Raw genomic sequence first — 13902 nt, forward strand, 5'->3', positions numbered from 1 at the left:
TTGCAAATACACCTTTTGCCATTATGGGGCTATAGGAACTTTTGTGGTGTTTTAGGTTTGTCTTATCTCTGTTCTGAGTGACGGCCGTGTCCTGTCCTTGCATGGCGTTTGTTCCTGTGACGGGTACTGTGGCGGGCGGGCTGCTTGCCTATCTCAGAGAGCCGGAGGGCAAACAGCGGCGGTTCCGTAATAGCGGCGACGAGTGGCAGCCAGTGTCCGCCGGTGATGCCGTTACCGAATGCCTCGGCAAGGTTGGATGAGATCTGGACGAGCTGCAACAGCGTTTCGACAATTTGCGTCATGCCGGCGTCTATGCGTCCAGCGCGCGTGGCGCCGGCTCAGAGATACGTGGAAGCCGCGATGGTCAGCAGTCGAATCGCCGCCCGACGTGGGTGTGGAACTCGTCCCAGCTGATGCCGGTGCCGTATTCCGGTGCGCCGGTGTCGCCGTCCTCTTCGGCCGGTGACGGTCGTGCCGGACTCCGGTGTTCGGGTCTGATCAGTGATGCGGGGTCCGGGGATCCGCTTTTCATGTAGCGCACCCATTCGCAGGCGCGTCTCATGTGTTCCTCGGGCAGACCGTGGTGGTCGAGGAGCACGTGCTTGAGCGGCGAGTTGACGCCGCCCTCCAGCCGGTTCGTGGTGCGCACCACCGGACCGCCGGCCGTGAGCGCAGGTTCGAGGAACGCGAACAGCTTGCCCTCGCGGAACAGTCGCTCCAACCGCCGGTAGCAGCGTCTGACCTCCTGGTGGGTCCACCACCACTCCCGGCGCGTGGCCTTCGGGTTCGTCGGATCGTCCCTCGCGAAGGTGCGTTCGTTGATGAAATCACCCCACCTGAGATGCCATGCGTTGAGCGCCTCGCCCCATCGGGCCGCCTGTTCGGCGTCGTGCACCTTGGTGAGCCGGTCGGAGAGTTTCTTGAGCTCCTTGCCCGCATCGAGCCTGGGCTTCGACGTGAGATCGGCCCTCGTGTTGCGCTGCACGTGCACCAGGCAGCGCTGGATCCGCGTATCCGGCCATGCGGCGTTGCATGCGGTCTCGGCGCCGTGCAGCCCGTCGGTGATCAGCACGTCGGGCGCGGGGATGCGCGAGAACAGCGCCATGTACGCGGCCTTCGACTCGTGCGCGCACCACCGCAGGCCCAGCACCTCGCCGCTCTCGCCGTCGACCGCGACGATCAGGCACCAGCCGTGGTTCATGTACGTGCCGTCCGCCATCACCGTGTGATGCCTGACGATCGGCGGCGGGATGACGGGCCGGACGTTCCAGCACCATTGAATGCGTTTGCGCAGCGCGCGCGGCCCCGGGCCCATGTCACCCTGCGTCCTGCCGGAAAGCAGCCAGTCGAGGAAGGCCCGCAGATCGGCGTCATGTTTCCTGTCCGGCCTGGGCGCGGTGACCCCCAGTGAGCAGTCCGTGCATTTGCAGCGTTGGGAGCCGGCCTTCGTTCTTCCGTTCTTCCTCATCGGTTTTCCGCATACCGGGCACAGCCGGGCCCTCTTCGACTTCGTCCTCATGCACCCATCGAACAGGCACCGGACGACCGGACCGGCGGTCTTTAACACGACAACGCATTAAAACCACCCCGACACGCCTACTGCTACAAGGCCAAACCCCGGTCATAAACACCACGTTTGGTTCCTATAGCCCCACAAGGGGTGCCGGTTTTTTTGTTGCTCATCGGGATATCGAGATGCATGGGCCGGCGAGCGCCGAACACGTTCCGAGAAAGCTGTTAATAGATGCAGGGGGCTTCCGTTGTTTCTGCGGTTCAGTCACTCGCTTCTTCGCGACTCACCCCCAGGCATCAATAGAAGCTGGGAATCGGTGGGGTCCGGCAGGATGAACGTCTCGCCCGCCCGTTCTCGAATGATTTGATCAGAGTGGATCGCACGGAAGTGTCATCGTCGGGAGAATTGCTGCCCGTTTTGCGACGATGAGTGACCTTACGGCTCAGACGACGATACGCGTCGCCTGAGCGCAGGTTAGACATTATCGAAACTTCCAGTCATGGAAACGATCGTTCGCATCGTGCGGTGGCCGCGTCATTCCATCGTCGAAACCCCTAACGACGTAAGGCATGGCAACCGTTGGGATATCACCGATATCCCAACGGTTGATGGGTGGGGTTTCGCGGGGACTATGGGCTTCGGTTAGGCTAGAGCACGGTGGTTTCGACGATGTGCTGGTAGACGGCGAAGCTGGGCTTGGGCGTGCGCGCGAAGGTTCCGTTTTCGCGGTCTACGGAGCATAGGCCGAGCCGGGAGTCGTAGGCGGAGATCCATTCGAAGTTATCCATGAGGGTCCAGTGGAAGTAGCCCTTGACCGGTACGCCGTCGCGGACGATGTGGGCGAACTGGGCGAGGGAGTCCTCGATGAATCTGCAGCGCAAAGTGTCGTCGTCGGTGGAGGCGCCGTGTTCGGTGACCACGATCGGCAGTCCTGTCAGTTCGTGGATGTAGATGACGGAGTGGGCGAGGGATTCGGGGCGGAATGCGGTGCCCATGCCGTTGACGGGTTCGCCAGGGGCGGGCGGGATGATGCCGTCGTCGCCGAAGACGAGCTGTTCGTAGTTCTGCACGCCGATGAAGTCGTCGCCCTGGACGGCGTCGACCCAGGTGCCGTAGCAGGCGTCGCGTTTCTGCTGGCACAGTTCGCGGCCGTGTTCGGTCACGTAGGTGTCGTCCATCACGGACAGGGACAGGCCGACCGGGACCGTGGGGGCGATCGCGCGAATGGCGGCGACGGCGGCGCGGTGGGCCTTCTTGAATCCGTTCTCGAGTTCGTCGAATTCCTCGGGGATGGCGACGTTGCCGGCGCGGTAGCGTTCGACACCGGTCTTGGCGGATGCGGCGTCGAGGCAGGCGCGCTGCAGTTCGATGGCCTCCGGGGGCAGGCCTCCCATGGCGAGGATGTGGGGCAGGTTGGGCTCGTTGAAGGTCACGGCGAGGGCGACACGGTCGCCGATGCGCTGCATGACGCGGGTGCATTCGTCGGCGAACCAGTCCGCGGCCTGGGGGTTGAGCCAGCTGCCCTGGCGTGCGAACCAGTCGGGCGCGGTGAAGTGGCTGAGTGTGATGGCGGGGGTGATGCCGCGTTCGAGGCAGGCGTCGATCTGACGGTCGTAGTGGTCGAGGGCGGTCTCGTCGATCTTGCCCTGTTCGGGTTCGATGCGGGACCATTCGATGGAGAACCGGTAGGCGTTGAGCCCGTGGTCCTTGATGAGGTCGAGGTCGGTCTGCCACATGTTCCAGCTGTTGTCGGCGAGGCCGGCGGGCTCCTTGAAGACGCTGGGGGTGACGTGTTCGAGGAAGGTGGTGTCGGCGTGCTCGTCGCCGCCGTCGATCTGGTGTCCGGCGGAGGACACGCCCCACAGGAAGTGGTCGGGGAACTGTGCCGTGCTGCTGGTGGTCATGATTGATGCTCCTTCTGGTTGTTGTAATCGTGTCTGATGGTCTGGGGGCGGCTGCCGGTTTACAGGTGGTGTTCGGCCATGAACCTGTCGGCCGCGCTGACGATGAGGTCGGGCATCGGGCAGTAGCCGCGTGCCGAGGCGACGGTGGGCAGTTCGCCGATGGGGTCGTCGAGATAGGCCTTGGCGTTGCCGGCGAATACCACGTCCGCGTCGTCGCCCGCGTACATCGGGTTGCCGCACTGTCGCAATGCGTCGCGCAGCTCGTCGAACAGGGGCTTGTCGTCGATCAGGTCGCGGATCGTGGCGACGTGATGTTCCGGTCTGGTGAACGGGACGGTCCATGTGTGGGTGCCGTGGCCGACCGTGGCATGGGTGCCGTCAGGCAGGGTCACCTCGGCGGTGACGCCGGCGGGCAGGATGATCGTCGCGCTCATCGTATCGTTCTCGAGTCTCCATGCGGTGTCGATCGTGCCGTACGGGGTGGTCTGGCTGGCGGTCGCGTGGCTGAGGTCGCCAGTAGGCTGAGGAGCGAATCCGACCTTACGGTATCCGGGTTCGATGATCGACAGTCCGGCCACGCCGCTGATGAGCCATCCGGCGATGGCGCCGAGCGCGTAGTGGTTGAACGAGGTCATCTCGCCGGGGTTGATGTCGCCGTTGGGCAGCATGGAGTCCCAGCGTTCCCACACGGTCGTGGCGCCCATGGTGACCGGGTACAGCCAGCTGGGGCAGCCGCGTTCGAGCAGCAGTCGCATCGCCAGGTCCATGTGTCCGCTTTTGGCGAGGGCGGGACAGACGAGCGGGGTGCCGAGGAATCCGGTGGATACGCGGAACGCGGTCGTTCGCACGATGTCGGCGAGACGGTCGGCGGCGCCCGTGAACTGGCGGCCGGGCTCGAGCAGATCCCACACGATGGCCATCGCGTACACGCTGGCGCAGTCGGACAGCACGCGTCCGCCGGCGGTCACGTATTCGTCGCGGAACGCGCGGGCGATCTCGTCGGCCAGTCTGGCGTACCTGTGTGAGCCTTCCCTGTCGTTCAGGGCCTCGTGCGCGCGGGCGACGAGGCGTGTGGAGTGGGCGAAGTACGCGGTGGCGACCACGTCGGGATTGGCCTTGGAGCCGCCGGGGTTGTCGGGCGGGGCGGTCGGGTCGAGCCAGTCGCCGAACTGGAATCCGCCGGCCCAGATGTGCGTGCCATCGGTGAGCTCCTCCACGCCGTCGATGAACGCGTCCATCATGGCGATGTTGTCGGCGAGGATCCTGGTGTCGCCGGTGGTCTCGTAAATAGCCCAGGGAACCAGCACGGCGGCGTCGCCCCACCCGCAGGTCAACTGCGGGCCGTCGAGCACCTGGGGCACGACGACGGGAATGCCGCCGTTGTCGCCGCGGTCGGATTCCACGTCGGTCAGCCATGAGGCGAGGAAGCCGCCGCAGTCCATGAGCCGGGTGGCGGTCGGCGCGTACACGGCGATGTCGCCGGTCCATCCGAGGCGTTCGTCACGCTGCGGGCAGTCGGTGGGGATCGTGATGAAGTTACCGATGGTGCTCCACACCGCGTTGAGGAACAGACGGTTGACCTGCGGGTCCGAGCAGTCGAACCGGGCGAGCCTGTCCATGTCCGCGGACAGCACGCGCAACGTCGCGTCTTCGAGTGCGAGTTCGGTCACGCCCTGGATCTCGACGTAGCGGAATCCGTGCTGGGTGAGCTGCGGTTCGAGGACCTGTTCGGGCGAGCCGTCAAGGATGAACGTGTCGACGGCCTTCGCATTGCGCAGGGGACGCACGCCCAGTTCCCCGTGTTCGAGGACCTCGGCGTGACGCAGGGTGACCGTGTCGCCGGCCTTGCCGCCGCGTACGGTGAGCCTCACCCAGCCGGTCGCGTTCTGTCCAAAATCGATGATGGTCCTGCCGGACGGCGTGGTGATGATCTCCCGTGCGGGCAGTTCGTCGATGATGCGCGCCGACGGGGCCGTCTGCGGCACGATCCTTGCCTCGGGCATGGGCAGCACGCGCACCGTTTGCTCGTCGTCGGGCTTACCGAGGAGCGGACGACGGGTGTCGGTGTCCTGTCCCTGATACAGGTCGTTGGCGAGGATGTTGGACTGGCGCCATGTCCAGGTCTCGTCGGTGCCGAGCACGTGCGCGCCGTCTGCGTCGGTCCACCTGAGGTCGGCGAGCAGCCACAGGTCGTCCCCGTACACGTTGGTGCGCATGGCCCAGGTGAGGTTGCCACGCCACCAGCCGTTGCCCAGCAGAACCGCGATCTCGTGCTCGCCCGGCGTGAGCATGTCGGTGACGTCATGGGTGGATGCGGTGATGCGCTTGTCGTATTCGGTCCATCCGGGCGCCAGCTCGTCGTGGCCGACACGTTGGCCGTCGATGTAGGCGATGAGGATGCCGCCTGCGGTGAGCGTCAGTCGCGCGTCACGAGCGTCCGGTCCGACGGTGAACCGTCGGGTCAGCACCGGTGCGGGGTCCTCCCGGCCGACGGACGGGACCGGGGTGACCGGCACGGCATGCCAGTCCGTTTTATCCAGCAGGCCGCATTCCACGGTGACGGGATCCGACCATGCGGACCACGTGTCGTCGGTATCGGGAACACCGATTCTGACCGTGGCATGTTCCAGTGAGGCGAGCGGAGTTGCGGGCCACGGCACGTGCACGCCGTCCGCGTCGTCGATCTCATGGACGTGCGCGATGCCGGCCTGATCGGTCACCTCGATTCTCGCCTGTGTCGGATGCCAGTCGGCCGGCGCGTCCTGTACACGCCAGGACAGCGATGGGGTGGGGTCGTCGAATCCGATGACCGTGTCGGATGCGCGGTGGTGTCCGAAGCGTACGTCCACGACCTTCATGGGAGTGTTCCTTTCCGAAGCGGGTCCCGCACGGGGCGGGACCCTGGTATTCGTTGATGTCTGATTGTCCTGGCGGGCTGGGCGTTTACTTGACGCCCTTGACGAGGGGCATCATGCCGGCGGCTACCAGGGCGAGGACCGCGGCGACGCACCAGTAGAGCAGATAGTTCTGTCCGGCGCCCATGTTGATGAAGAATGGGGCGCAGGCGGGGGCTGCGGCCTGGCCGATGGACAGGGCCACCGAGAACATGGACATGTCCTTGCCGGTGTCCTTCTTGTTCGGCAGTACGGCCACGCACAGTGCCAGATCGACGGTGAGGTACATGGCCTGGCCGATGGCGAACAGCTCCCATGCGATCGCGAACTGCACGAATCCGTGGGAGGTGCCGGCCAGCACGAGGGCGGCGGCCATGCAGATGCCGGCGATGACGACGAGGGGCTTGCGCCGGCCGATCTTGTCGGAGATCCAGCCGGAGACGGTGAAGAAGATCACGCTGACCGGCGCGGACATGAGCGTGAGCGTGCCGGCTGCGGCGCCCACCGAGGTCAGCGGGGTGTCGAGCTTGTCGATGAGGTAGTAGGTGAAGTAGCTGAACAGCGCGGCGATCGTGAAGCCGGACAGCACACGGGTGATCCACACGAACATGTAGTCACGGGCCTTGAAGCCGGAGAACAGGCCGCGGAACACGTCGCTGGCCCGGCCTTCGGGAACTTCGTCCTTGGTCTTGTGCGGGTCCTTGTACAGGATGAGCAGCGGGATCGAGGTGATCAGGCCCAAGGCGACGGGCGTGGCCATGAGCAGCATCGGCCAGCGGACGAGCGCGCCGGCGAGGTAGGAGCCGAACGAGGTGGCGAGAGCACCGAACATGCCCATGAAGCCCATCACGCGAGCGCGGTACTTGTCGGGTACGCCTTCGGCCGGGATGACCGAGTAGATCGAGAAACCGCACTGCATCATCATCAGACCGAGGCAGTAGCAGATGCCGATACCGATGGCGTTCGTGAACAGGCCGACGCCGAGCATCATGATCACCGAGACGATCAGGCAGCCGGCGATCCACGGCTTGCGGCGTCCCCAGCGGCTGGTGGTTCGGTCGGACAGAGCACCGATGAACGGCTGGGCGACGATGTTGATGGCCGCGCCGAGCGCGGTGATGGAACTGTAGATCGTGTTGCGTGTGGCGGCGTCCATGGCGTTCGGCCCGTCGGCCAGCGCGGCGATGCGCAGCGACAGACAGGTTCCCAGTGACATGCACATGATGTACATGCCGATGGCGGCGATGAGGATCAGCGCGATGGTGCGTTTCGGATCGCCGTATTCGGCGACCACGCGACGGTAGTCCTCCTCCTGAGCCCGGTGGATGGCCTCGTTTTCGGTGACGGTTGACGGTGCAGCCATGATGCGTTCTCCTTCGTTCGGACATCATTGTTCCTGCGACGGATCGACGCCGCGTCCGCCTGTGGCGTGGACGGCGCCGCCGTTTCGGATACGTCCGACGCGGTCATTGCATCGGACGCGGATTATGCGTTTCAGCTGTTGACTCCGATTCTGCCCGACCGGCAGGCAGTGCACGGACCCGGTTTCCATTGGATGGAAAAAGACCTGATTTTTCCATCCAGTGGAAAATCATGCAAGCCACGGCTAGACTCGAATGTCATGGGAACAAGCAATGACGCCTGCAGGAACGATGGACGTCGCACGCGCTCCGGGATGGTGGACCGCGTATTCGCGATTCTCGACTGCTTTACTTCCGAGACACCTCGGTTGAATCTTACTCAATTGGCTTCGCGTTCCGGCCTGCCGGTCAGTACGACCAGCCGCATACTCACCGACCTGGAACGCCACGGCGTGGTGGAACGACTGCGCGGCGGCGAGTATTCCATCGGGATGCATCTCATGGAGCTCGCCCAATTGGCGCGTCCCCTGCTGTCCATCCGCGAGGACGCCTCGCCCTGCCTGGACGAGCTGAACCGGATCACCGGCATGCACGTGCAGCTCGCCGTGCTCGACGGCCCGAACGTCACGATCATCGACCGTCGTGACGGCAAGCAGAAACTGCCCATCTACTACCACATCGGCGACTCCATGCCACCCATCCCCACAGCGGTGGGACGCGTGCTGCTCGCCTACGCAAATCCCGCGCTGATCAGCGAAGTGGTCGACCGAGACGACTTCACCTGGCCAAGCTTCGACTCCCCACGCCCCAGCGTCACCGCGGTCCATCGGGAGCTCGACATCATCCGCAGGAACGGCGTGGCCCTGTTCGCCCCCGACGGGGCACCGGTGCACTCCGTGGCCGCGCCCATATACGACAGGACAGGCGCGGTGGCTGCCGCCATCGCCGTCGTAACGAATGCCGAGTCCATGCCCTCGGACCGGGTTGTCGCTCTGGTAAAGGGCGCCGCCGTGGCCATCACCAAACGCCTCGCCGCCCCACCGGCACAAAGGGTGCTGCCCTCATGGGAGGAATCCAATATCAGCATCCGGTAACACAAAGTACGTGCACAGAGATTCCCGGCGAGAGGGACTGAGCCCGTCTGTCCAACACGACGGTGGTCATCGTGAGGTCAGTACAGAACATCTGTTCCCGATAATGGCGTTCCTTCCAACAGAGCGTCCGCCAATCTATGGTCACGACTACGGAGAACGACCGAACACGGCCTCGTCGCCCATCAAGAAGGCATTGGATTGGAATTGGCCCATGGATGCAGCTCCATGCCGTCCATCTGTTGGCCCATGAGTTCGCTATGGCGGACCGGTGAGAGATAATGATCATGATGCTCCTAGCAAGAAGAAAGGCCTTCTATGCTCAATCAGTATTCCGATTTTCTTCGGTTTGCCTGCACGCAGGAGACGTGGGTGACCCGTCTGACGGCGAATGCGCTCAATGCAGGGGCGAATACCTTCTTCTGGCGCGTCTGCTGGACCGTGGTGTGTCAGGGTTGGAGATTCTTGGCGCGAGCCGGAGCTCCCGGTCGAACACAACAGGACCGCATTCGCCGGCTGGTCATACCTGAAACTGCTCAGTCACTGGCAGCGCAAACACAACCGCGCCGCATACGTGCCTTACCTGCGCGAAGACAAGGACGGCGATACCTCGGTTGAGTTTGGTCCGCTCATCACTCTTGGTATCTCTACCAGCTTCGGTCTGTTCCTTCAGGCATTCAAGGACGGCAAGGCTGTTTACGATCCTGGGGATAAGGCCACGCTTACGGACGGCAAATGGACTCCACATGCCCGCAGCCAGTTCCGTATCAACCTCAACGACATCGCCGCCATCTACGGAAAGGTGCGCGAGGTTGATATGCGCGATCCGGAATCGTATTAAAGCGGTTAACTATGCGTCACCTATTCACGGGGATGCGGAACACGAAGCTGCCAACCTTATACCCAGAACAATTAGATCACGTTGGATCGCATGAAAGGCCTGTATCATATGGGCGCCATTCGAAAAGCTTTTAAGGTGAAGAATGCTGTCAGACATCCGGTTCATACCGCGACGAGGCCTGTCCGACGCGCTGTTCGAAAGGCAGTAGTTCCCAAGTCCGTGCGCAAGGCATCGTATAAGATACGTTCGGTAAGCACCGCAGTGCACAATCCTGTTTCAACTGCCGTGCGTTCTTTGGACGGAGACAATCACGGAAGGAGAGCGCCCGGCCGATCATCTTCCCCCAAAACAACATATGGCAGGTCTTTCAAAAGGTCTACAAGGCGAAGCACAAGCATCGGATATCCCGAACACTCATATCCTTTCGAAGGAATGGCATCTGATATAGACGACGTGAGTAACCCCAGAGAGACCGCTCCTGTCGTCTATATCAGCAAAGAGAAGTCGCTTGCCCTGCAATTTCTTGACAGAATTATCGAAGTCGTTGCACCATGGATTCTCCTATTCGCCGTACCGTTTTTGTTTTGGTTAGCGATAATGCCCTTCACTTTTCTTCCGGGAGGAGGAAACTACGACAGATATATTGCGCCGATTCTTGACCATACACAACAGGAATCCATGCCGAGCTACACATCCGTAGAGGAAAAAGCCAAAGCCGGCAGCAACGAAGATCCGGCATCACTTAGGGATAGCTGGAGAGATAATGATCTTGATGTCATTCTGATAGATTCCCAGACCGGTCAGATCGTCACTAATGAAGTGACGCGAGATAATTGGCATACTGACGGACTGATCTCATATTCCAATGACACAATATCCATGTTCGTCAGGTCCAAATAAATCGAATCTTATTCATTGCCCCAGCGAAATTGGATATCCATTTACTGAGAAAGATAAGCATGGACAAAGATACCAAAAAAGCATTACTTCTACTCCCGTTAGCTGTATTGGCAATTGCGGCTATCGTTTTGTCTGTTTCTTTCATAAATTCAAAAACCACTTCCAATGCAGACAATCCAACCACCCAGGCAAAGACATCCGCACAGCAGGGAAATAACGCGGGAAAATCTAATTCCGTCAAACATGTTAGCTCCATCGACCAGCTTGTTAAAGCATGTCCTAGCCTAGAACAAGATTCTTACGGCACTGTTTATGTGACCTATGAGGGCGGAGACAGTGACGGAAAACTCGATTGCCTATTTAATGGCATCGGAATTCCCCCGAAAGACCGTGAATATATTAGAAACGGAAGGGCCTTCCCATCATCAACAAGGCCTACATACACTGATTTCAGTAATGGCACATGGAATGGGTTCGATATTTCATGGATGACCAAAGCCGAGGGAGGTATTTATGGATTAAATGTAAAGGACAAGGACAGCACCAACGAAACAATTGAACTACCCGAGGACTACAAGCGTGGAGAAGAAGCACTCTTCCCCAATGGCTTTTTCAAGGAGGAAACCGTTGCCTCCAGAATGGACGGCGTGCAACAACTACGTGATGAGGGGTGGACCGTCTCCTTCACCGATAAGTCTGAAGATGTTACCAGTAAGGTAGATGCAGCTCCAAATGATTGGCAGCTCGTTGCTTTGGGATTAGGATCTTCTGACGATCGGATAATTTCCGTCCTAGTTAGTGAGATCAAGGACGACGAGCCTCAAAGCACTCCCGGCAATAGGAGTAACGTCTACTACCCCAACTGCAAAGCCGTCTGGAATGCTGTAGGACATGGAATAGGCAGAGGGGATCCGGGATACTCCGCTCACCTGGATGCCGATGGCGACGGCCGAGCATGCGAACAAAAGCCAAACTATTAAAACAGACAATGCTCTATCTGGCATAAACTGCTTATGCGAGAACACTACCTGCCTATTGGCAAATAGTATTGGAATGCAACGGGACTAGTGAGAACAATGTTATTTCTTTATTCGTTCCATATTGCCTATCCGAGGAGGAGATGTGGTCATGTCCATTCCCGTACTCACGCTGCCGGAACCTCTACACCGCATCCAGTCGTGGCTGATGGCCCATTGCCCGCACCACTATCAGACCGGGTACGATCCCGACACACTCCGGCGCTTGGCCGAGCAGGGGCATCGTGACGAGCTCACCGCCTTGTTCACGCATGCCATCGTCCATGCGACGGACCGCTATGACATGGAATACGTGTGGTTCCTACGCGTCATCCACCCCCATGACTTCACCGGCCTGCTGCCCGGCCTGGTCGGGGAATGCCTCCGCACGGTCGACGAACGCGCAGCCATGGGCGTCCGCGATGTCAGGAACCCGGCCCTCGAACGTCTGCTCGTCGAGGAACGCCTGTCGGACGCGCCCCTGCATTATCTGCATCATGTCTCCCGGCCGCCGTACCCGCTGCTGCGCGTTTTGGCGATACGGCATCGTCCTGTCGCCGACGCGCTCATCCTGCGCGGCCTGCCTACCGGCGCCCTGCACGGGCATTGTCTCCTCGCGGACAACCAAGCCGCCTACAGCCGTATTGCACACGTTCTGAACCAATACGCGGACGTGTTCACTCCGGCCGACGCGTCCTGTGTCGTGCAACGGATCCTCGACCGCTACCCCGGCCGGCGGAAACTGAAAGCAATCATCGGCCGCTATCTCAACCCATATCCCGCAAGCACACATCGATCCCATTCACAGCTCTCCTGATCTTCGGCCGATTCTCCAAGGTCGTTCAATCGCCGAAGATGAACTCAACCTTCCGAGGATGCCTCAGCGTCCACGAGACGGATGCGGTTGCGGTAATGCAGATGCCATGGAGGGTAGTCATGCCTTGCGTACCGATCTCCTTTGGATAAACCCCGTTCCGGGTATAAAAACCACCCGTGCGGGTGGTTGCAAAAATGGAGTGAATCGTTAGACGACCGCGCCTTGGGGAATCTTGTACCAGGGGCGTGGCTTGCCTGCGACAAGGCATTCGATGGCCATCTCCCTAGCCTCCTCATCGTTTCGTGGATTCTTTGGATCGTTGAAGTGATAATCGAACACAAGGGCATAGTACGAAAGAACGTCATCCACCGGGAGTGCGGCGAATTCCGGGGACGCATACATGTCCTTCAGCGACGCGTAATCGTCCGGGTCGGGGTAGTATCCGGGGTCTCCTGGTTTCATGACGCCATGCTCCTTATCATGTCTTGGAACATTTTACTGTCCTTTTTTGGAGGAAAGGATGGCTCATGAACAGGGTCCGGGTAATCTCGCCGGCGAGATATCCGGAAAGCATTTCAGCGAGTGCCTTCATGACGATTTTGCCGTCAATGTGTCCCTCGAAGAGAACATCACCGAGGATTCGCAAAACGCCCTTGCCATAAAGGCTTGCCGAAGTACTTGCTTGCATCGTCGTGTTTGATAGTCGGTGCAGATAACGGTTTTCGCGTATCCGCGCTTGCTGGCGTCTCTGCGGATGCTCCCGGGCTGGCGTTGGGCGTTCGGTCTGACTGTTTGAGCTGTTCCAGCTCGTCGATTGCGCTCTTGTTGGCCTTCGCACGCTTCTCCCGCTCATGCGAATGCGAGATGACGTCCTCGCATTTGGCCTTCCAGTCGACCGCCGGGGTCTGCGGCTCGCCGTTCGGCTCGACCACAGACCGCTGAGATTCGGTGGATTCCTCGGCCATGCTTCCTCCTTGGGAAATGGGGCTGGGACCCGTTCCCGGCATAAAAAAACCACCCATGCGGATGGTCAAAGACAAGAAAAAATGGTTATAGGCTGGCTAGTCCTTGGCGGCGAACGGATACTCGTCACGCGGGCGCCCGTAGAAAATACACCAGTTCAGCCAGTCGCGCAGCTTCTTCTCTCCAACGTATGGCCCGTCTTCCCCCATGTTGAAGAACGCCTCATGGAATACGTGCGCGTAGGACGTCAGGAGATCGCCGAGTGGCATGCTTTCGCCTTCTTGGCAGAACTCCTTGAAGAGCTGGTCATCCATTGAGCGTCTCCTGTACCATCTTGTCCACCAGTTCAGCTGATTACGTCAGAAGCATCACCTGAGTTGATCCGGTCGCTCGTCGTCGGCATCGTATTTGTCGACGGCGAGCATTTCCCTCAGCGCGACACGAAACCGCCTCTCGACCTCGTCGTAATCGACTCCTGCAACCATTCCAGACATGTCTACATTTTATTGTCCTTTATCTGACCGGATAGGAGCTTCACACGAAATCGGATTCTTCCTGTTACCAATGTTCCACCGGCTGGCACACGCCACATTGGTCGCACG

12 protein-coding genes are annotated in these 13902 nt (G+C 60.5%); 5 read left to right on the forward strand and 7 right to left on the reverse strand.

Features of this window, described 5'->3' with window-relative positions:
- Window positions 1-364 precede the first annotated feature (364 nt).
- The 4 genes from D2E23_RS00705 to D2E23_RS00720 form a co-directional block, all read right to left on the reverse strand.
- Window positions 365-1519 (reverse strand): IS1249 family transposase, encoded by a 1155-nt coding sequence (locus D2E23_RS00705; RefSeq protein WP_126029101.1) that lies wholly within the window; start codon window positions 1517-1519, stop codon window positions 365-367.
- Between the two features lie 641 nt (window positions 1520-2160).
- A complete protein-coding gene (locus D2E23_RS00710) occupies window positions 2161-3417 on the reverse strand; it encodes a glycoside hydrolase family 1 protein (RefSeq protein WP_126029102.1) in 1257 nt (418 codons plus the stop codon).
- Window positions 3418-3476: 59 nt separating this feature from the next.
- Window positions 3477-6275: an alpha-L-rhamnosidase gene (locus D2E23_RS00715; protein WP_126029103.1), complete on the reverse strand. Its 2799-nt coding sequence runs from the start codon at window positions 6273-6275 to the stop codon at window positions 3477-3479.
- An 85-nt stretch (window positions 6276-6360) separates the two neighbouring features.
- Entirely contained in the window at window positions 6361-7674 is a 1314-nt protein-coding gene (locus D2E23_RS00720; RefSeq protein WP_126029104.1) for an MFS transporter, read from the reverse strand.
- A gap of 312 nt (window positions 7675-7986) precedes the next feature.
- Here D2E23_RS00720 and D2E23_RS00725 point away from each other — a divergent pair, with 312 nt between their 5' ends.
- The 5 genes from D2E23_RS00725 to D2E23_RS00745 all read left to right on the forward strand — a co-directional run bounded on the left by D2E23_RS00725 (window position 7987) and on the right by D2E23_RS00745 (window position 12337).
- On the forward strand, window positions 7987-8766 hold the full coding sequence (locus tag D2E23_RS00725) for an IclR family transcriptional regulator (RefSeq protein WP_241227178.1): 780 nt from the start codon (window positions 7987-7989) through the stop codon (window positions 8764-8766).
- 397 nt (window positions 8767-9163) lie between these two features.
- Window positions 9164-9604, forward strand: a complete 441-nt coding sequence (locus D2E23_RS00730) for an MvaI/BcnI family restriction endonuclease (RefSeq protein WP_241227160.1) — start codon at window positions 9164-9166, stop codon at window positions 9602-9604.
- A 432-nt stretch (window positions 9605-10036) separates the two neighbouring features.
- A complete protein-coding gene (locus D2E23_RS00735) occupies window positions 10037-10504 on the forward strand; it encodes a hypothetical protein (RefSeq protein WP_126029106.1) in 468 nt (155 codons plus the stop codon).
- Window positions 10505-10563: 59 nt separating this feature from the next.
- The gene (locus D2E23_RS11660) at window positions 10564-11484 is read left to right on the forward strand and encodes an excalibur calcium-binding domain-containing protein (protein WP_206431963.1); all 921 of its coding nucleotides are present in this window, start codon (window positions 10564-10566) and stop codon (window positions 11482-11484) included.
- Window positions 11485-11632: 148 nt separating this feature from the next.
- Window positions 11633-12337, forward strand: a complete 705-nt coding sequence (locus D2E23_RS00745; RefSeq protein ID WP_126029107.1) for a hypothetical protein — start codon at window positions 11633-11635, stop codon at window positions 12335-12337.
- 207 nt (window positions 12338-12544) lie between these two features.
- Here the strand turns inward: D2E23_RS00745 and D2E23_RS00750 are convergent, their stop codons facing one another.
- The 3 genes from D2E23_RS00750 to D2E23_RS00760 all read right to left on the reverse strand — a co-directional run bounded on the left by D2E23_RS00750 (window position 12545) and on the right by D2E23_RS00760 (window position 13614).
- Window positions 12545-12799, reverse strand: coding sequence for a hypothetical protein (locus tag D2E23_RS00750; RefSeq protein WP_126029108.1), 255 nt, complete (start codon window positions 12797-12799; stop codon window positions 12545-12547).
- Between the two features lie 167 nt (window positions 12800-12966).
- Entirely contained in the window at window positions 12967-13302 is a 336-nt protein-coding gene (locus D2E23_RS00755) for a hypothetical protein (RefSeq protein WP_126029109.1), read from the reverse strand.
- Window positions 13303-13398: 96 nt separating this feature from the next.
- Window positions 13399-13614, reverse strand: a complete 216-nt coding sequence (locus D2E23_RS00760) for a hypothetical protein (RefSeq protein WP_126029110.1) — start codon at window positions 13612-13614, stop codon at window positions 13399-13401.
- Window positions 13615-13902: the final 288 nt, after the last annotated feature.

The sequence above is a fragment of the Bifidobacterium callimiconis genome, from assembly GCF_003952005.1.
Taxonomy (GTDB): domain Bacteria; phylum Actinomycetota; class Actinomycetes; order Actinomycetales; family Bifidobacteriaceae; genus Galliscardovia; species Galliscardovia callimiconis.

Bases quoted from the DNA above. Each gene is read 5' to 3' on its own strand.
- D2E23_RS00705 (WP_126029101.1), bottom strand. From the start codon at position 1,519: ATGAGGACGAAGTCGAAGAGGGCCCGGCTGTGCCCGGTATGCGGAAAA.
- D2E23_RS00710 (WP_126029102.1), bottom strand. From the start codon at position 3,417: ATGACCACCAGCAGCACGGCACAGTTCCCCGACCACTTCCTGTGGGGC.
- D2E23_RS00715 (WP_126029103.1), bottom strand. From the start codon at position 6,275: ATGAAGGTCGTGGACGTACGCTTCGGACACCACCGCGCATCCGACACG.
- D2E23_RS00720 (WP_126029104.1), bottom strand. From the start codon at position 7,674: ATGGCTGCACCGTCAACCGTCACCGAAAACGAGGCCATCCACCGGGCT.
- D2E23_RS00725 (WP_241227178.1), top strand. From the start codon at position 7,987: ATGGTGGACCGCGTATTCGCGATTCTCGACTGCTTTACTTCCGAGACA.
- D2E23_RS00730 (WP_241227160.1), top strand. From the start codon at position 9,164: ATGCAGGGGCGAATACCTTCTTCTGGCGCGTCTGCTGGACCGTGGTGT.
- D2E23_RS00735 (WP_126029106.1), top strand. From the start codon at position 10,037: ATGGCATCTGATATAGACGACGTGAGTAACCCCAGAGAGACCGCTCCT.
- D2E23_RS11660 (WP_206431963.1), top strand. From the start codon at position 10,564: ATGGACAAAGATACCAAAAAAGCATTACTTCTACTCCCGTTAGCTGTA.
- D2E23_RS00745 (WP_126029107.1), top strand. From the start codon at position 11,633: ATGTCCATTCCCGTACTCACGCTGCCGGAACCTCTACACCGCATCCAG.
- D2E23_RS00750 (WP_126029108.1), bottom strand. From the start codon at position 12,799: ATGAAACCAGGAGACCCCGGATACTACCCCGACCCGGACGATTACGCG.
- D2E23_RS00755 (WP_126029109.1), bottom strand. From the start codon at position 13,302: ATGGCCGAGGAATCCACCGAATCTCAGCGGTCTGTGGTCGAGCCGAAC.
- D2E23_RS00760 (WP_126029110.1), bottom strand. From the start codon at position 13,614: ATGGATGACCAGCTCTTCAAGGAGTTCTGCCAAGAAGGCGAAAGCATG.